The sequence below is a fragment of the Oscillibacter valericigenes genome, assembly GCF_016902445.1.
Classification (GTDB): domain Bacteria; phylum Bacillota; class Clostridia; order Oscillospirales; family Oscillospiraceae; genus Oscillibacter; species Oscillibacter avistercoris.
On sequence record NZ_JACSNX010000007.1, the window covers coordinates 20,668 to 37,814 of the forward strand.

Here is a 17,147-nt window from a genome sequence, read left to right on the forward strand (position 1 = left end):
AGGTCGCCGCTGTGAATGCCATTGTCGTTGTGGATCGAAACTGGGCCATCGGCCGGGAGAACCATCTGCTCTTCTCCCTGCCCGCGGACATGAAGCGCTTCCGCTCCCTCACGCTGGGGGGCACCGTCATTCTGGGCCGGAAGACGCTGGACACCTTCCCCGGCGGGAAGCCCCTGCCCCAGCGGAAAAACATCGTCATCACCCACTGCGCGGACTTTCACCGGGAGGGGGCCGTGGTGGTCTCCAGCCTGGATGCCGCCATGGAGGCCGCGGCGGACACGCCGCCGGACAAGCTCTGGGTCATCGGCGGCAGCAGCGTCTACGCCGCCCTGCTCTCCAAGTGCCGGCGGGCCTGTGTGACGCGGGTGGACGCCGCCGCGGAGGGGGCCGACTCCTTCTTCCCCAACCTGGACAAGCTGCCGGGCTGGACCGTGGAGTCCGTCAGCGACCCGGTGACGGAGAACGGCCTCACCTATCGGTTCTATGACTATGTGAATACGAAGCTGTGCATCTGAACAGGCAGGCGGCCCGCCGGGGTTTTCCCGGCGGGCCGCCTGTTTCTGTATCGTCCGAGCGGCCGGCGGGCCGCGCAGGTCACGGGATCCCCCAGATCTCCCGGGCCCGGGACAGCAGCGCCTCCACATTCTCCCGGTGGGCCGCCAGCACCGCCTGGTTGGCAGCGTCCTCCGCCGCGTCGCCGTAAGGGATATAGGTCCCGTCCGGGGCGATATACAGCTGATGGCCGGTGCAGGTGACGCCGCCCTCCTGAACGTCGTACTCGTACAAAATTACGCCCAGCTCCGGCTCCCCAAGCATATGGGGCCAGATGATCAGGGAGTCTGTGAATACCGCCTCTTCCCCATTTTCCAGCGTCAGCGCAGGCAGGCCGATCCCCAGATTTCCCGTCCAGTGGAGGAAGCCGGGCCGGGCCACGTTGCAGGTGCAGCCCTCCCCGTCCACGCCGCACTCCGGGAAGCCCGGGTCCTCCCGAAAGCCCGGCTGGGCCCGCAGGGCGGAGACGTATGCGTCATAGGGGCGGTAGGCGGTGACATACCACACGGCAGAAAGCAGGGCGAAGGCGGCGAGAATGATTGCCAGCAACTTCAGTCCCCGGCGGCGGAGCTGCGCCCCGGTCATGGCGTCGCCTCCAAGGGACCATAGTGGGCCTCCCAGTAGGCAGCACTGGGTGCACTGTATCCCCACTCTGCCTCGTCTGCCGCACTGGCGGCTGGCAAGTCCATTCCCTCTTCCCACAGGAGAACGCGGTCCTCGCCCATACCGTACCAGACCGCCGTGATTTCGGCATGGATACCATCTGTCTGGGCATAGTCCTGCATTTCCTTCATATCCAGGATCATATCCATATCCGCCGCATTGGAGCTGTGCGAAATCCTCTTTTCCGTAATCAATGCCCGCCGGGGCACATAATACGCATTACCCTCCTCATTAAACTCAAAGTAGATATTGCGCAAGCCCAGGTCGTCGTCGATATAGAAGTGATACAGGATCCGTCCGTCGGAGAGCTGGCGGACATTCGTAATCTCGATCTTCTCCGGGTCCACCGGAAAGCAATGCAGCTGGGTGGCTGCCAGCCAGCCTCCCACCAGCACTGCGCACACCGCCGCCGCGATGGCCGCTCCCTTGAGCCGCGCCTTCCACTTGGTTTTTTTCCATTCCTCCGAGATCTTCTGCACCGCCGCCGCGTCGTCGGCGGCGGCCTCTTTCTCAGCCCCCGGCAGGGGCGCGTCCATGGCCGCCAGGGTGGCCCGGCAGGTCTCGCAGGTTTTCAGATGTTCCTCTACCGCCGCCCGGCTCTTCTCCGAGCAGACGCCGTCGTGGTACAGGGGCAGCAGGTCCTGCACGATGTCATGGTCCAGCCGGTCCATCAAATCCCTCCTTCAATTTCTGTCTCGCCCGGAAATAGGTCACCCGTGCCCAGGACTCCGTCTTGCCGAACAGCTCCCCGATCTGGGCGAAGGGCAGCTCCCCGAAGGTCCGCAGGGAGAACACCTCCTTATAGGGCTCCGGCAGGTCGTGGAGCAGCCGGTGGAGCCGCCTGGCGGCGTCCCGGTCCGCGAAGCCTCGCTCGATGCCGTCGTCTCCCGGGTCCTTCCCCAACTCCCCCCGGCGCTTTCGCTCCCGGCACAGCGAGAGGTACTGGTTCCGGGCGATCTGGCACAGCCACACCCGCAGCTGGCAGTCCCCCCGGAACTGGTCGATGGAGGCCAGAGCCCGGAAGAAGGTCTCCTGGGTCACCTCCTCCGCCGTGTGGGCGTCCCGGCTGAGAGCCAGGACATAGCGGTACACGTCGGCGAAATACGTCTGATAGATCTCCTCAAAATCCGGCACAGCCTCACCTCCCTCTCTCTGCCATAGGACGCATGGGCGGCGGTTTCGTTACAAAAAAAGTGTCCGGAGGACCGGACACTTTTTTATGACTCTTTTCTGCGGCATTCCTCTACGGGAAACATGGCTCCGCAAATGTGGCAGCACATGATTTTGTTCCCATCCGGGCCCCACTTGGATGATCGGGAGTCCCGCCCCGATAACTCTGCGCCGCAGGCGGGGCACACAAATACAGCCGTATACCGCCGGCCCCACAGGACCAGTCCCACGGCGCCCACCGCCGCCGCTGCCGCCCCCAGGGGCCACAAACCGGTCCCGGCCAGGATCATCCCGCCGAACAGAACCACGCACCAGATCACGAAGCCCGCCCATTTCCTCCAGGTCCCCATCCGCCTCATCTCCTTGTTTTTTCTCTGGCGCCATTATATAATGGAGGCCAGTGATTTGCAAGGCGGGAGGTGATCCAATGGCGGACCTGAACACAGACGTACGGTACATCAAGGGCATCGGCGAGCAGCGGGCCAAGGCCCTGGGCAAGCTTGGCATCGCCACCCTGCGGGACCTGATCTCCTACTTCCCCCGGGCCTATGACGACCGCACCCAGCTCCGCCGCATCGCCGACCTGGTGCCCGGCGAGGCCGCCGGCGTGGCCGCCATGGTAGCATCTCCCCCCACCGTCTCCCATATCCGCCGCGGGCTGGACCTGGTGAAGCTCCGGGCGGTGGACGACACCGGGGAATTGAACGTGACCTTCTTCAACCAGGCATGGCTGAAAAATAACCTGCGCCAGGGGGAGACGTATGTCTTCTACGGCCGGGCGGAGGGCTCCCTCTTCCGCCGCCAGATGACGAATCCCGTGGTGGAGCCGGAGGGGCGGCGGGAGGTCACCGGCCGCATCGTGCCCATCTATCCCCTCACCGCCGGGGTCAGCCAGCTGATCCTGTCCCGGTCCATCCGCCAGGGGCTGGACGCCTGCGCCGACATTCTGCCGGACGTGCTGCCGGACCTCGTGCGGCGGGACCATCAGCTCTGCCGCATCGAGTACGCCTACGAGAACATCCACTTTCCGGAGAGCGCGGAGGCCCTGGACCTGGCCCGGCGGCGGCTGGCCTTTGAGGAGCTGTTCCTCTTCACCATCGGCCTGGAGCGGCTCCGCCAGCGCCGGGAGGTGGTCCACGTGCCCCCCTGCGGCCAGGTGGACATGGAGCCTTTCTATTCCGCTCTGCCCTTCACCCTGACGGACGCCCAGCGCCGCTGCGTGGAGGAGGCCCTGGCGGACATGCGCTCCGGCACCCCCATGAACCGCCTGGTCCAGGGAGACGTGGGCTCCGGCAAGACCATGGTGGCCGCCGCCTGTGTGTTTTTTTGCGTGAAGAACGGCCGCCAGGCGGCCCTGATGGCCCCCACGGAGATCCTGGCCCAGCAGCACTACCAGGGCCTGGCCCCCCTTCTGGAAAATTTGGGCATCCGGTGTGCCCTGCTGACCGGCTCCACCACCGCCAAAACAAAAAAATCCATCACCGCCCAGCTGGAGAGCGGGGAGATCGACTTTGCCATCGGCACCCACGCCCTCATCACCGGCAGTGTGGCCTACCGCGACCTGGGGCTGGTGGTGACGGACGAGCAGCACCGCTTCGGTGTGGCCCAGCGGGCGGACCTGGCCGCCAAGGGGGACCACCCCCATATCCTGGTCATGTCCGCCACGCCCATTCCCCGGACGCTGGCCCTCATCCTCTACGGGGACCTGGACGTGTCCGTCATCGACCAGCTACCCCCCGGAAGACAGCCGGTGCAGACCTTCGCCGTCACCGGGGGCTACCACCAGCGGGTGTACAGCTTCATCCGCAAGCTGGTGGGAGAGGGCCGCCAGGCCTACATCGTCTGCCCCATGGTAGAGGAAAACGACGAGCTCCCCGACGAGCGCAAAGCGGTGACGGAGTACGCCAAAAAACTCCAGGCGGAGGTGTTCCCCGACCTGAAGGTGGCCTTTGTCCACGGCAAGATGAAGCCCAGGGAGAAGGATGCCGTCATGGCCGCCTTTGCCGCCCGGGAGACGGACATCCTGGTGTCCACCACCGTCATCGAGGTGGGGGTGGACGTGCCCAACGCCGCCGTGATGGTCATCGAGAACGCGGAGCGGTTCGGCCTGAGCCAGCTCCACCAGCTGCGGGGCCGGGTGGGACGGGGGAAACACCAGTCCTACTGTATTCTGATCTCCGACAACCAGAACGAGGAGACCCGGCAGCGGCTGAAGGTGATGACCAGGACCACCGACGGTTTCAAAATTGCCGAAGAGGATCTGCGGCTCCGGGGCCCCGGCGACTTCTTCGGCCAGCGGCAGCACGGCCTGCCGGGCCTGAAGGTAGCGGACCTGGGCTGCGACACCCTGCTGCTGCAGGAGGCACAGGCCGCCGCCCGGCAGCTGCTGGCGGAGGACCCGGAGCTCATCTCCTGCCCTGCCACGGCGGAGCGCATCCAGGCCCTGTTCACCCAGGCAGCGGACACTCTGAACTGAAACGCCCCGGCGTCTGCCGGGGCGCTTTTTTCCATTCCCCCCGTGACCTTTCTGCCCGCTCATTCGTAATGAAAACAGAAGGAGGTGAGGCCAGTGACCGAATCGGAGCGGCTCTTTGAGCAGGTGTACCGGACCTATGGGCCCTCTCTGTATCGGTTCTGCCTCCTCCAGATGAAGAACCCGGCGGACGCGGAGGACGTGCTGCAGGAGGTGTTCTGCAAGCGGCTCTACCAGGCGCCGACCTTCGCCTCGCCGGATCACGAGCGGCGGTGGCTGTTCCGGGTGGCCCTGAACCAGTGCCGGGACGCCTGGAAACGCTCCAGCCGGTCGGACCTGCCGCTGGAGGCCGCCTCCGCCGCCGTCACGCCGGAGGAGCTGGGCCTGCTGGAACACGTGGCCGCCCTGCCGGAGCCCCAGCGGACGGTCCTCCACCTCCACTACTACGAGGGGTACTCCCTCCGGGAGATCGCGCGGCTCCTGGGGGTGACGGTGCCCACGGTGAAAATGCGGCTGAAGCGGGGCCGGGACGCCCTGCGGTCAACATGGGAGGAACACTTATGAATCGCTATCACGACGCAATGGAACACTGCGCGCCCCCGCCGGAGCTGGAAGCGCGGCTGCGGGAAGCCATTTTGTCGACAGAGCCGATGCCACAGGCACGGCCCGCCGTCTTTCGGCCCAAGGGCTTTGTCCGCAAGGCGGCGCTGGCGGCGGTGCTAGCCGTGGCGCTGACACTGTCCGTAGGGGCGGCGGTGCTGGTGAACTGGGATGACATCTTCACTGACTACTTCGGCCCCGGCGCGGCGGAGACCCCCATGGCGGCGAAGGCCTTCCAGGAGGTAAACATCTCCTCTGTCTGCGACGATGTGACGCTGACCCTCCGGCAGGCCCTGGTGGATGAGAAAAATCTCTATCTGATCCTGGACTACCAGCTGCCGGACACGGTGGACCGGGAGGCCGTGGCAATGGCCTATGAGAGCGAGGACCGCCAGGTGAATGGGATCGGCCTGCCGGACATCTCCTACTACCTCACCGGCGACGTCTCCTGGGAGGACCTGAAGGCCGCCGATCAGGGCATGTGGGCGGACATCGACTGGACTGATCCCAACGCCTATATCAGTTATGTGGGCAGGGAAAAAGCCCTGATGGGATCTGCCCTGGCAAAACACACCAGCGGGACGACCGGCGGCTCGGAGAGCCAGGGCTATGACATGGAGGCCAACACCCTCACCTATCTCTTCCGCATCGCCGTGGAATCCGGCAGCGTCGACTTCATCGCCCAGCCGGTGACGGTGCTGCTGACGCCACCCGTCCTGCGGGTGGACGGCGTAGACACCGCCGTCACAGACCACCCGGCCCTGGTGACCTTCCGGCCGACGGGGGGCTCCCAGACGCTGACGGCCTCCTACCAGCAGGATGGCACCTCCATTCAGGTGGTTTTGTCCCCCTTCACCATCAGCCTGCACCTCACCGGCAACACCACCTATCTGGACATGGAGGAATTGATCTCCGACACCTCCCTGGTCCTGACAGACGGCAGCACCCTGCCGGTGCGGGGCCTGAACCGTAGTGGAGGATACAGTGGCCACACCAGCCGCAAGCAGGGCGAGGAATTCCCCTTCTCCCTGTCCTTTAGCGGCTCCTTCCGGGACCTGCTGGACGTGAGCCAGGTAGCAGCCATCCAGGTGGGCGGCATGACGGTTCCCCTGGCGTGAGGCGCTGTCCCTACTAAAATCCCATACAGACGCAAAAGGAAGCCGGAGGGCAGTGCCCGCCGGCTTCCCTGCTGTTTCACTTCAATTCATCCAGCGTCAGGGAGAAGCTGTCCATGAACGTCTCCAGAAAATAGGCCACCTCCGGCAGGCCGTAGCTCTCCAGCGCCCGCAGGGTCTGGCCGGCGGCCTCCCGGAACTCGTTGTTGCCGGCCTTCAGCTCCTCCACGCACTTGATGTAGGCGGAGAGCTTGTCCGCCGCCTTCACCACCTGCCGGATCTCCGGGTCCGCTTCCGTCAGGATGGGCTCGTACACCCCCTGGAGCTCCGGCGGCAGCATCTGGAGCAGCTTCCGCTCCGCCACCGTCTCCACGTCCTGGTAGGCGCTGCGGATAGCGGGGTTGTCATACTTGATGGGGGTGGGCATGTCGCCGGTGAGGATCTCGCTGGCGTCGTGGTACAGCGCCGCCACCGCCACGGCGCCGGGGTCCAGATGCCCGCCGAACTGTTCGTTGCGGATCACCGCCAGGGCATGGGCCAGGACGGCCACCTGGTGGCTGTGCTCCTGGACGTTCTCCGGGGCGGTGTTCCGCATCAGGGCCCACCGCTGGATGAACCGCATCCGGGAAATATAGGCAAAGAAGTGGCTCTTCATGTCAGTCCTCCAAAATCTCACCCAGCAGGGACTCCCCGTCGCTGCCGGTGATCTTCACGCTCCGGATCTGGTTGTGCAGATCCGTGCCCTCCGCCAGCACCTCCATGTAGTTGGGAGCGTGGCCGACATATCTGCCATCCCTGGGCTGCTCGAAGAGGACGGGGTACACCGCCCCCACGCAGTCCGCCAGATACTTCCGGTGGAGCTCCGCCGCCGCCTCTGCCGCCCGGTGGGCCCGCTCCTCCTTCACAGCTTTCGGCACCTGCCGCATCTGCGCCGCCGGCGTGCCGGGCCGGATGGAGTAGGGGAAGATGTGCATCTGGGCAAAGCCGCACCGGCGGAGGAAGTCCAGGGTCTGGGAGAATTCCTCCTCCGTCTCCTCCGGGAACCCGGTGATCAGGTCCGTCGTCACGGCCGGATGCGCAAAATATTGGTTTAAAAGCGCAACAGATTGCACATATCGAGCCGTGTCGTATTTTCGGTTCATCCGTCTCAGGGTGTCGTCGCACCCGCTCTGCAGGGACAGATGGAACTGGGGGCAGAGGTTCGGCAGGGCCGCCGCCCGGCGGCAGAAGTCCTCGGTGATGGTCCGGGGCTCCAGGCTCCCCAGCCGGATGCGGACGTCCGGCGCGGCGGCACAGACGGCCTCCAGCAGATCGATCAGGGTCTCGCCGTTCTTCAGGTCCTGGCCCCAGGAGGAGATCTCGATGCCCGTCACCACGATCTCCCGGTAGCCCTCCGCCGCCAGCTGCCGGGTCTGCTCCGCCGCCGTGGGGATGGGCAGAGACCGGATCCGACCCCGGGCATAGGGGATGATGCAGTAGGTGCAGAAGTTGACGCAGCCGTCCTCAACCTTCAGCATGGCCCGGGTGCGGCCCTCCAGCCCGCCGGCGGGCAGCACCTCGAACACCCGCCGCTCAAAGGGCTGGTCGATGGCCTCGATCTGCCGCTTCTCCGCCGCGGTCTCCTCCAGAAGGCGGATGAAGCCCGTCCGGTCGCCGGTGCCGGCGATCAGGTCCACCCCCAGCTTCCGCACATCGTCCACGTGGGTCTGGGAATAGCAGCCGCACACCGCCACCACGGCGCCGGGGTGCTTCCGCTGGATGCCGTGGATCACCTGCCGGGACTTCTGGTCGCTGACCGCCGTGACGGAGCAGGTGTTCACGATATAGGCGTCCGCCTCCTCCGCAAAGGGCACGACGGCGTGCCCCCGGGCCCGCAGCGCCTGCTCCATGGCCTGGGACTCGTATTGGTTCACCTTGCAGCCCAAGGTGTAGATGGCAATTTTCATGTCGATTCCTCCGGTGGGGTTTTGGCCGAAGCGGATCCGGCAGAGGGCGGCAGAGGCAGGGCGTCCGATGCGTTGTCTCCTTCCGGACTTTCTTCTGGTCCATCTTACCACACCCGCCAGGAACCGGCAAGTTCTCCTTGCCTTTTTTCTGTTTTCTCTATATAATATTTAAACGTGCGACCGTTTTCCTTTTCAGAAAGAGGGTTTTTCCATATGATCTATCTGGACCACGCCGCCACCACGCCTGTCCCCCGGGCGGTGGCGGACGCCATGTACGAGGTGCTGACCGAGCAGTTCGGCAACCCCAGCTCCCAGTATCCCCTGGGGCTGGAGATGAAGCGCCGGGTGGAATCCTGGCGCCGTACCATCGCCGGTGCCCTGGGCTGTGACGCCAGGCAGCTGTTCTTCACCTCCTGCGGCACGGAGGCGGACAACTGGGCCGTCACCGCCGCCTGCTGGCAGAACCGCCACGTGGGACGCCACATCGTCACCACCGCCGTGGAGCACAGCGCCGTGCTGGAGGCCTGCCGCTGGATGGAACGGCAGGGGTACGAGGTCACCTACCTGGCTCCGGCCCAGGACGGCTCCATCACTGCGGAGCAGGTATTGGACGCCGTCCGGCCGGACACGGCGCTGATCTCCGTCATGCTGGTGAACAACGAGCTGGGGAACGTCTACCCCATCGCCGACATCGCCCGGGGCCTGGCGGCGAAGAATCCCAAGGCCCTGCTGCACACCGACGCCGTCCAGGGCTTTCTGAAGGTCCCCTTCACCGCCAGATCCCTGGGGGCGGATTTCCTCACCATCTCCGCCCACAAGATCGGCGGCCCCAAGGGCATCGGCGCCCTGTACATCGGCCAGCGGGTAAAGAACCCCAAGCCCCTGCTGGCCGGCGGAGAGCAGGAGAGCGGCCTCCGGGCCGGCACCGAGGCCACAGCCCAGATCGCCGGCTTTGCCAAGGCCGCAGAACTGCGGCTGGAAAACCTGGAGGACAAGCTCCGCCACATGGCCCGGATCCGGGACTACGCCGTGGAGCGGCTGGCCGCCATCCCCGATCTGAAGGTCCTCTCCGCTCCTGGCGGGGCGCCCCACGTGCTCTCCGTCTCTCTGGTGGGCTGGCCCAGCCAGAACATCGTCAACGACCTGGGGCAGCAGGGCATCTGCATCTCCGCCGGCTCCGCCTGCCACCAGGGCAAGCCCAGCCATGTCATCGCCGCCCTGAAGCTGCCGAAGAAGGTCTCCGGCGGCGTCATCCGCCTCAGCTTCGGCCCGGAGACCACCGCCGCCGACATCGACGCCTGCGCCGAGGCCCTCCAGCGGCACCATGACACCCGGATGCCCATGCTGTAAGGCATATCCACTTCACAGTTAAGAGGTTTCGTTTCTATGCTGCGTCATCTTCACCGGGAGCCCGGTTTTTATAAGCGGCTGTTCTATCTGGCGCTGCCGCTGATCCTGCAGAATCTCATCACCACATCCCTGGGCTTTGTGGACACTTTCATGGTGGGCATGCTGGGGCAGAACGAGCTGTCTGCCGTCACGGCCGCCAACACACCCATCTACATGCTGCAGATCATCATTTTGGGCCTGCTCAGCGGCCTCTCCGTCCTGGCCAGCCAGTACTGGGGCAAAGGGGACACCGAGAGCATCAACCGCTGCATGGGCGTCAGCCTTTACGCCGGCCTCATCATCGCGGTCTCCGTGGCCGTGGTGCTGTTTTTCTTCCCCCTTCAGGTCATGGCCCTGGTCACCAACAACGGCCTGCTCATCGAGCTGGGCGCTCCCTATCTGCGGATCGTGGGACTCAGCTATATCTTCAACACCATCAGCTCCGTCTACATCGGCATGCAGCGCAGCACGGAGAACCCTGCCATGGGCATGATCGTCTTCGGCATCTCCATGCTGACCAACACCTGCCTGAACTACATCCTGATCTTCGGCAAACTCGGTGCTCCCGCCCTGGGCATCACCGGTGCCGCCATCGCCACCCTGATCTCCCGGGTGGTGGAGGTGGTCATGGTCCTGTGCTATGCCACCCACTACCACCGGGTCCCGCTGATGCCCCACCTGCTGCTGCGGCCGGGCCGGGCCATGGTGCACAGCTTTCTGAAATACGCCACTCCCGTCCTGGTCAATGAGGTCCTGTGGGGCCTGGGCGTCAGCGTCATGACCGCCATCATGGGGCATATGGCCATCAGCACCGACATCCTGGCGGCCTACGCCATCATGGGCAACATCGACAAGTTCTCCACCGTGGCCTGCTTCGGCGTTGCCGGCGCCACTGCCGTCATCGTGGGCAAGCGGATCGGCGAAGGTGCCGGCCGGGAAGAAGTCTACTCCGTGGGCTGCTGCCTGCTGACGGTCTCCTTCGGTGTTGGCCTGGCGGTCTCCCTGTGCCTGGCCGTGCTGCTGCCCACTGTCTTCATTCCCTACCTCTACCCCCTGTTCCACCTGAAGGGCCTGGCTCTGGAGATCGCCGTCATCATGTGTGTGGTCTATCTCTTCATGCTGCCGTTGAAGGCCTTTGACATCACCAACATCACCGGCCTGCTGCGGGCCGGCGGCGACTCCCGCACGGCCTCCATCATCGACCTGAGCTGCCAGTGGGTCATCGCTGTGCCCCTGACCTTCCTGACAGCTCTGGTGTTCAACGCGCCGGTGGCAGTGGTATGCCTGTGCATCCAGTCGGAGAACGTGTGCAAGTGCCCCTGGGGCATCCTGCGGCTGCGGAGCCGGAAGTGGATCAACAACGTGACGGAAGAGGGACTGTGATGGAGAGCCTCTTTCGCTGCCCAGTCTGCGGCGCGCCCCTGACGCGGGAGACGCATGTCTACCGCTGTCCGAACCGCCACAGCTATGATATCGCCCGGGAGGGCTACACCTACCTGCTGCCCCCCAACCAAAAACACTCCGCCGCTCCCGGCGACGACCGCGGCATGGCCGCCGCGCGGCGGGATTTCCTCTCCAAAGGGTATTATGCCCCGCTTTTGAATACCCTTTGTTGTCAGATTTTGTCCCACTCCGGCGATTCACCGGTGATTTTGGATGCAGGCTGTGGAGAGGGTTATTATACCGCCGGTATCTATCAGGCCCTGACTGCCGCCGGGAAAACGCCCCGGATGGCGGGCACGGACATCTCCAAAGCCATCCTCCGGTCCGCCGCCAGGCGGGCGCGCGGCGTCGAATGGGCCGTGGCCTCCTCTTTCCATCTGCCGGTGGCGGACGGGACGGCGGATATCCTGCTGGACTGCTTCTCCCCTCTGGCGCTGGAGGAATTCCGCCGGGTGCTGAAGCCGGGCGGCCGCTTCCTCTACGTGGTGCCCGGGCCGGACCACCTCTGGGAGCTGAAGCAGGTCCTCTACGACCGGCCCTATCCCAATGAGGAAAAGGAGACGCCCTATGAGGGCTTTGCCTACCGGTCCATCGTGCCGGTGGAGGACACCATCACGCTCCCCTGTCAGGCGGACATCCACGCCCTGTTCCAGATGACGCCCTATTACTGGAAGACGCCGAAGGCGGGGGCCGTGCGGCTGGCGGCCCTGGATACCCTCACCGCCCGCATCTCCTTCCGCATCCATATCTTTCAAAAATCCTGACAGGAGGTCCTGCTGATGAAACCCAATCCCACCCGTTCCGCCCTGCTGGTCATCGACATGGAGAACGGCTTCGTCCATCCGGAGGGCGGCCACTGGATCCGCTTCGCCCAGTCCATGGTCCCCAACTGCGTCCGGGCCGTGGAGCTGGCCCGGTCCAAGGGCATCCCGGTGTTTTTTGTCAAGCGCGTCTACCGCTCCGACGGCAGCGATGTGGAGCTGACCCGCTACCCCGGCTGGGTGGCCGGCGGCCGGGCCTGCCAGCCCGCCTCCACCGGTCCCAACAGCGCCCAGGCGCCGGAGGGCCTGCGGCCCCAGCCCGGGGACTACACCATCCTCAAGCCCCGGTGGAGCGCCTTTTTCCAGACAGAGCTGGACCTGATCCTCCGGCGGCTGGACGTGCGGACGGTGATCCTCACCGGCACCACCACCCCCAACTGCATCCGCACCACCTGCTATGACGCCATCGCCCTGGAGTACAATGCCGTGGTGCTGACCGACTGCTGCTCCTCCCACACGGAGGAGATCCAGCGGGTGAATCTGGAGGACATGGCCCGTGCCGGCGCCATTCTCATGGACTCAACGGCCTTCGCCGATTACGGCCCCGACACGGTGGAGGACCTCTCCGCCGCCATCCGGGCCCGGATGCTGGATGAGGACACGGTCCCCGAGCCCTTCCGGACGGAGGACGGGCAGACGTTCTGGCCCGACCTCTGGTGACCGCAGAGAATCGCAAAGAAAAACGGACGCCTTCCGTGATCGCGGAGGGCGTCCGTTTTTAACGCATCACGCCCGCCAGATCCGGACGCGCTGTGTGGCGATCTCCTCGCAGAAGCGGGCGTCGTGCTCCACGAACAGCAGCGTGGGCCGGCAAGCCAGCAGCAGTTCCTCCACCTGCATCCGGGAGATGACGTCGATGAAGTTCAGCGGCTCATCCCACACATACAGGTGGGCCTGGGTGCAGAGACTGGCGGCCAGCAGCACCTTTTTCTTCTGGCCGCTGCTGTAGTCCGCCAGGTCCCGCTCAAACTGCTCCCGGGGGAAGTCCAGCTTCCGCAGAATGGTCCGGAACCGGCTGCCGTCCAGCCCCTGCTCCCGGGCAAAGTCCGTCAGACTGCCCCGCAGGTGGTCTGTGCTCTGGCTCACATAGGAGATCACCAGGCCGCTCATGGTCTCCACAGTGCCGCTGTGGGGGATGTTCTCCCCCAGCAGCAGCTTCAGCAGGCTGGACTTGCCGCAGCCGTTTCCCCCCTCCAGGGCGATCCGCTCCCCCGCCAGGACCTCAAAGGTGACATCCTCGCAGACGGTCCGTCCGTCATAGCAGACGGCCACGTTCCGGAACTCCGCCAGCCGGATCCCCGCCCGGCAGGGCAGCGGCGAGACGGCCAGCGTCTCCTGCCGCTCCAGATCCTGCAGCAGCTGCCGCTTCTCCTCCACCGCCTCCTCCCGGCGGCGCTGGATGGATTTGGACCGCTGCATCAGCTTGGCGGCCTTGTGGCCCACAAAGCCCCGGTCGGCGGCCTTGGCGCCGGTCTTGTCCACGCCGAACTTGCTCTTCTCCGTCCGGTCCGACCAGCCGGAGGCCCGCCGGGCGGACTCCGTCAGCCGGCCGATGTCCCGCTGCAGCTTCTCCTGCCGGGCCAGCTCGAAGGCGTCCTGCCGCTGCCGGTTCTCCCACCAGGAGGAGAAGTTCCCCCGCTGGACCTCGATATGGGTGCGGTTGATGGCCAGGATGTGGTCCACACACTGGTCCAGGAACGCCCGGTCATGGGACACCAGCAGAAATCCCCGCTTCCGGGCCAGATAGCCCCCCAGCTTCCGCCGCCCCTCCAGGTCCAGGTGGTTGGTGGGCTCGTCGATCAGCAGAAAGGCATTCTCCTTCAAAAACATGGCCGCCAGCAGCACTTTCGTCCGCTCCCCGTTGGAGAGGACAGAGAAGGGCTGCTCCAGGGCCTCTTCCGCCAGGTCCAGGAGCCCCAGCTCCCGCTGGATCTCCCAGTCCTCCGCCTCCGGGGCGATCTCCCGCACCACCTCCAGCCCTGTCCGGGACAGGTCCGCCACCTCGTAGGGAAAGTACTCGAACGCCACGGAGGCGGAGATGGTGCCGCTGTAGGGATACTTCCCCTGCAGCAGCCGCAGGAAGGTGGTCTTCCCCCGGCCGTTCCGCCCGGTGAATCCCAGCTTCCAGCTGGTGTCGATCTGAAAGCTCACATGGTCAAAGATCAGCTCCGGGCTGCCCTCATATCCAAACGTCAGATCCGAGACGTCGATCATCGACATATTGCATTCCTCCTTTGCGTAAACGCCGCAGGCGCCGGCAGATGCCGCAGGAACGGCGGTTTCATGGGGCGGTCCCGTTGCGCGATGCCTTTGCATCACAAAAAAACGGCCGCAGGAGAGCAGACCTCTCCTGCGGCCGGGCAAACGCCGTCCGCCCCGTTTCCGGGGCCGTGGGGCGTCTGGGTGCGTCAGCGGTCTGCCTTCCCTGTGATGGCATGGAGATGCCGGCGGCGTCTCCGCCGCAGCGTCCCTCTGTTCTGCCAAAACACGAAAGCTCAGATCCGCATCTTCACACCCCTCCGTTCATTTCTTGATTCTTGGCTATCCTAGCACACTTCCGCCGGGATTGCAACCCTTTTATGCCTCCGCTTTGGGAAACGTGAGGACAAAGGTGCTGCCGTGGCCCGGCTCACTGTGGAGCTCCACCTGAGCGCCCAGATAGGCCGCCCCGTGCTTGACGATGGAGAGCCCCAGCCCCGTGCCGCCGGAGGAGTGGCTCTTGTCCACCCGGTAGAACCGCTCAAACACCCGGCCCTGGGCCTCTCTGGGGATGCCGATGCCGGTGTCCGCCACCGTGATCCGGGGGCCGAAGGCGGTGTCCTCCACCGTGACGGTGACGCTGCCGCCGGGCCGGTTGTAGGCGATGGCGTTGTCGCAGAGGTTGTAGACGATCTCCTCCACGATCTGGGGCACGCCCCGCACCAGGGCCCTGTCGCCCCGGAGCTGAGTCGTCACCTGCTTCCGCTGGGCCGCAGGGGCCAGCTGCTCCAGCACGGCCCGCGCCTGCTCATACAGATCCACCGTCTCCCACTGGCCCAGGCCGCCGCCCTCGTCCAGACGGGAGAGCTTGATGATGTCGTTCACCAGCCCGATGAGCCGTTCCGTCTCCCGGTGGATGTTCCCGGCAAAGTGGGGGATGTCCTCCGGCTTCACCAGGCCGCCCTTCATGATCTCCGCCGTGCCCAGGATGGAGGTCAGAGGCGTCTTCAGCTCGTGAGAGACGTTGGCGGTGAACTCCCGCCGCAGCCGCTCCCGCTGCTCCTTCTCCGTCACGTCCAGGATCACCAGCACCGCGCCCGCGATCTGGCCGTCCTGCTCCACAGGGCTGGCGATGATCTGGCGGCAGTCATCGTCCTTCTCCAGCAGCTGCTCACAGCGCCGGCCGGCCAGGGCCTCCTCCACGCAGCGGCGGAAGCCGGCCTCCCGGTTCAGGGCGTAGACGCTCTCCCCCTCCTCTGCCGGGTCCTGGGCGTAGAGCAGCCGCAGCACTGCGGAGTTGTAGGTCAGCACCCGGGTCTCCTGATCGATGACCAGAAAGCCCTCGCTCATATTCTCCGTGATGGCGATGAATTCCTCCTGCCGGCGCTTCAGATCCCGCATCTGCCGCTGGATCTGCCGCTGCTGGCTGCGCAGCTTGGAGAGCAGGGGCGTCAGCTCCTCATAGGTCTCGCTGGCGGCAGGGTCGCTCAGGTCGATGTTGTTGATGGGCTCCACCAGCTGCCGGGACACCCGGGATGCCAGCACCATGGCCAGGACGAAGGCCAGCAGCATCATCAGCGCCACCGGCTGCAGCGCCTGCAGCACCAGCATCCAGACAGAGTACTGGTCGCTGGATACCCGCAGCACCGTCCCGTCAGAGAGCCGCTGGGCCACATACAGCGTCTGGCGGGAAAGCGTGGCGGAATAGCGGGCGGCCTGGCCCTTTCCCAGGGTCATCGCCTCCCGGATCTCCTCCCGCTGGCCGTGGTTCTCCATTCTGGCCGGATCCTCCTGATTATCGAAGAGCACGGTGCCGTCCGTGTCCACCCAGGTGACCCGGTAGCTGTTGGGCAGATCCTCTGACAGATAGTCCGCTCCCGTCTCCTCCACGCCATGGGCGATATACTCCGCCAGGCTCTCCAGCTCGTCTGCCACCCGGTCCTGGAAATAGCCGTGGAGCACCCCCACGATCAGCACCAGACTGGCCAGCAGCACTGCCAGAGACACTGCCAGGATGGATCGAAAAATCCGTTTCGTCATGTCCCTACTTCCGCCTCCGGTCAGTCCGCAGGGCTGATCTTATAGCCGTAGCCCCGGACAGTCTCGATGTACGCTCCGGCCTCTCCCAGCTTTTGGCGCAGCGTCCGAACATGGACGTCCACGGTGCGGCTCTCCCCTGTGAAGGCATAGCCCCAGACGTTTTCGATCAGCTGCTCCCGGGACAGGACCTGGCCGGGATTCCGCAGCAGCAGGCACAGCACCTCGAACTCCTTCTGGGTCAGGGCAGCCTCCTGGCCCCGGACCCGGACGATGTGCTGGCCCGGATCCACCTCCAGGATGCCGCAGCGCAGGATGCCGTTCTCCGTCTCCGTCCGCCGCAGCAGCGCCCGGATGCGGGAGAGCAGCTCCATCATGCCGAAGGGCTTGGCCACATAGTCGTCGGCGCCGCCGTCCAGCCCCACCACCTTGTCGTACTCCGTGCTCTTTGCCGTCAGCATGATCACCGGCAGCTTGGCGGTGCGGGGCGTGGCGCGCAGCTTTTTCAGCACGCTGAGGCCATCCTCCTCCGGCAGCATGATATCCAGCAGCACCAGAGAGGGCAGCTGCTCCCCCACGGCCTGCCAGAACAGGGAGGGCAGCGGGAAGCCCCTGGCCTCCATGCCCTGGCTGTTCAAGGTATAGATCACAAAATCCCGGATACTGTCGTCATCCTCCAGCAGATAAATCACAGTCATCCCTCCAAATTCAGTCTCTCCGCCCCACTGGAAGGGCGGAG

Annotated in this window: 16 protein-coding genes; 8 read left to right on the plus strand and 8 right to left on the minus strand. The window is 65.2% G+C overall.

Annotation, left to right across the window (positions count from 1 at the left end; all coding sequences use genetic code 11):
• The first annotated feature begins 11 nt into the window (after positions 1-11).
• Positions 12-515 (plus strand): dihydrofolate reductase, encoded by a 504-nt coding sequence (locus H9X91_RS06885; protein ID WP_204803827.1) that lies wholly within the window; start codon positions 12-14, stop codon positions 513-515.
• Between the two features lie 79 nt (positions 516-594).
• Here H9X91_RS06885 and H9X91_RS06890 read toward each other — a convergent pair whose 3' ends face one another.
• From H9X91_RS06890 to H9X91_RS06900, 3 genes are read right to left on the minus strand one after another with little or no spacing between them, the layout of a single operon-like run.
• A complete protein-coding gene (locus H9X91_RS06890) occupies positions 595-1,137 on the minus strand; it encodes a hypothetical protein (protein WP_204803828.1) in 543 nt (180 codons plus the stop codon).
• The gene (locus H9X91_RS06895) at positions 1,134-1,886 is read right to left on the minus strand and encodes a zf-HC2 domain-containing protein (RefSeq protein WP_204803829.1); all 753 of its coding nucleotides are present in this window, start codon (positions 1,884-1,886) and stop codon (positions 1,134-1,136) included. Before H9X91_RS06895 ends, H9X91_RS06890 begins: the two co-directional genes overlap by 4 nt.
• Positions 1,867-2,349 carry a sigma-70 family RNA polymerase sigma factor gene (locus tag H9X91_RS06900; protein WP_204803830.1) on the minus strand — a complete coding sequence of 161 codons (483 nt, stop codon included), beginning with the start codon at positions 2,347-2,349 and terminating at the stop codon, positions 1,867-1,869. The genes H9X91_RS06895 and H9X91_RS06900 overlap by 20 nt, the downstream gene beginning before the upstream one ends.
• Positions 2,350-2,812: 463 nt before the next feature.
• Here H9X91_RS06900 and recG point away from each other — a divergent pair, with 463 nt between their 5' ends.
• The 3 genes from recG (at position 2,813) to H9X91_RS06915 (ending at position 6,576) form a co-directional block, all read left to right on the plus strand.
• On the plus strand, positions 2,813-4,861 hold the full coding sequence (recG, locus tag H9X91_RS06905; protein ID WP_204803831.1) for an ATP-dependent DNA helicase RecG: 2,049 nt from the start codon (positions 2,813-2,815) through the stop codon (positions 4,859-4,861).
• Positions 4,862-4,954: 93 nt separating this feature from the next.
• Positions 4,955-5,422, plus strand: coding sequence for a sigma-70 family RNA polymerase sigma factor (locus H9X91_RS06910; RefSeq protein ID WP_204803832.1), 468 nt, complete (start codon positions 4,955-4,957; stop codon positions 5,420-5,422).
• The gene (locus H9X91_RS06915; protein ID WP_204803833.1) at positions 5,419-6,576 is read left to right on the plus strand and encodes a hypothetical protein; all 1,158 of its coding nucleotides are present in this window, start codon (positions 5,419-5,421) and stop codon (positions 6,574-6,576) included. Before H9X91_RS06910 ends, H9X91_RS06915 begins: the two co-directional genes overlap by 4 nt.
• Before the next feature lie 76 nt (positions 6,577-6,652).
• On the opposite strand, the gene yfbR is transcribed toward H9X91_RS06915, so the two are convergent.
• Complete coding sequence (yfbR, locus tag H9X91_RS06920; RefSeq protein ID WP_204803835.1) at positions 6,653-7,228, minus strand: 5'-deoxynucleotidase; 576 nt, start codon at positions 7,226-7,228, stop codon at positions 6,653-6,655.
• A 1-nt stretch (position 7,229) separates the two neighbouring features.
• A complete protein-coding gene (mtaB, locus tag H9X91_RS06925; RefSeq protein ID WP_204803837.1) occupies positions 7,230-8,519 on the minus strand; it encodes a tRNA (N(6)-L-threonylcarbamoyladenosine(37)-C(2))-methylthiotransferase MtaB in 1,290 nt (429 codons plus the stop codon).
• A 213-nt stretch (positions 8,520-8,732) separates the two neighbouring features.
• On the opposite strand from mtaB, the gene H9X91_RS06930 reads away from it, so the two are divergent.
• From H9X91_RS06930 to H9X91_RS06945, 4 genes are read left to right on the plus strand one after another with little or no spacing between them, the layout of a single operon-like run.
• Positions 8,733-9,869, plus strand: a complete 1,137-nt coding sequence (locus H9X91_RS06930; protein ID WP_204803839.1) for a cysteine desulfurase family protein — start codon at positions 8,733-8,735, stop codon at positions 9,867-9,869.
• Between the two features lie 36 nt (positions 9,870-9,905).
• Positions 9,906-11,291, plus strand: a complete 1,386-nt coding sequence (locus H9X91_RS06935; RefSeq protein ID WP_204803840.1) for an MATE family efflux transporter — start codon at positions 9,906-9,908, stop codon at positions 11,289-11,291.
• Entirely contained in the window at positions 11,291-12,115 is an 825-nt protein-coding gene (locus H9X91_RS06940; RefSeq protein WP_204803841.1) for a putative RNA methyltransferase, read from the plus strand. Before H9X91_RS06935 ends, H9X91_RS06940 begins: the two co-directional genes overlap by 1 nt.
• Before the next feature lie 15 nt (positions 12,116-12,130).
• Complete coding sequence (locus H9X91_RS06945; RefSeq protein ID WP_204803842.1) at positions 12,131-12,832, plus strand: cysteine hydrolase family protein; 702 nt, start codon at positions 12,131-12,133, stop codon at positions 12,830-12,832.
• A 66-nt stretch (positions 12,833-12,898) separates the two neighbouring features.
• Here the strand turns inward: H9X91_RS06945 and abc-f are convergent, their stop codons facing one another.
• From abc-f to H9X91_RS06960, 3 genes are all read right to left on the minus strand, one after another.
• A complete protein-coding gene (abc-f, locus tag H9X91_RS06950) occupies positions 12,899-14,392 on the minus strand; it encodes a ribosomal protection-like ABC-F family protein (RefSeq protein WP_204803843.1) in 1,494 nt (497 codons plus the stop codon).
• A gap of 357 nt (positions 14,393-14,749) precedes the next feature.
• The gene (locus H9X91_RS06955; RefSeq protein ID WP_204803844.1) at positions 14,750-16,411 is read right to left on the minus strand and encodes an ATP-binding protein; all 1,662 of its coding nucleotides are present in this window, start codon (positions 16,409-16,411) and stop codon (positions 14,750-14,752) included.
• A gap of 20 nt (positions 16,412-16,431) precedes the next feature.
• Positions 16,432-17,100 carry a response regulator transcription factor gene (locus tag H9X91_RS06960; RefSeq protein ID WP_204803845.1) on the minus strand — a complete coding sequence of 223 codons (669 nt, stop codon included), beginning with the start codon at positions 17,098-17,100 and terminating at the stop codon, positions 16,432-16,434.
• Positions 17,101-17,147 lie beyond the last annotated feature (47 nt).

Excerpts from the sequence above, each read along its gene's own strand:
- H9X91_RS06945 (WP_204803842.1), top strand. The coding sequence starts at position 12,131 with ATGAAACCCAATCCCACCCGTTCCGCCCTGCTGGTCATCGACATGGAG.
- mtaB (WP_204803837.1), bottom strand. The coding sequence starts at position 8,519 with ATGAAAATTGCCATCTACACCTTGGGCTGCAAGGTGAACCAATACGAG.
- H9X91_RS06955 (WP_204803844.1), bottom strand. The coding sequence starts at position 16,411 with ATGACGAAACGGATTTTTCGATCCATCCTGGCAGTGTCTCTGGCAGTG.
- H9X91_RS06930 (WP_204803839.1), top strand. The coding sequence starts at position 8,733 with ATGATCTATCTGGACCACGCCGCCACCACGCCTGTCCCCCGGGCGGTG.
- H9X91_RS06935 (WP_204803840.1), top strand. The coding sequence starts at position 9,906 with ATGCTGCGTCATCTTCACCGGGAGCCCGGTTTTTATAAGCGGCTGTTC.
- yfbR (WP_204803835.1), bottom strand. The coding sequence starts at position 7,228 with ATGAAGAGCCACTTCTTTGCCTATATTTCCCGGATGCGGTTCATCCAG.
- H9X91_RS06895 (WP_204803829.1), bottom strand. The coding sequence starts at position 1,886 with ATGGACCGGCTGGACCATGACATCGTGCAGGACCTGCTGCCCCTGTAC.
- recG (WP_204803831.1), top strand. The coding sequence starts at position 2,813 with ATGGCGGACCTGAACACAGACGTACGGTACATCAAGGGCATCGGCGAG.
- abc-f (WP_204803843.1), bottom strand. The coding sequence starts at position 14,392 with ATGTCGATGATCGACGTCTCGGATCTGACGTTTGGATATGAGGGCAGC.
- H9X91_RS06940 (WP_204803841.1), top strand. The coding sequence starts at position 11,291 with ATGGAGAGCCTCTTTCGCTGCCCAGTCTGCGGCGCGCCCCTGACGCGG.
- H9X91_RS06915 (WP_204803833.1), top strand. The coding sequence starts at position 5,419 with ATGAATCGCTATCACGACGCAATGGAACACTGCGCGCCCCCGCCGGAG.
- H9X91_RS06890 (WP_204803828.1), bottom strand. The coding sequence starts at position 1,137 with ATGACCGGGGCGCAGCTCCGCCGCCGGGGACTGAAGTTGCTGGCAATC.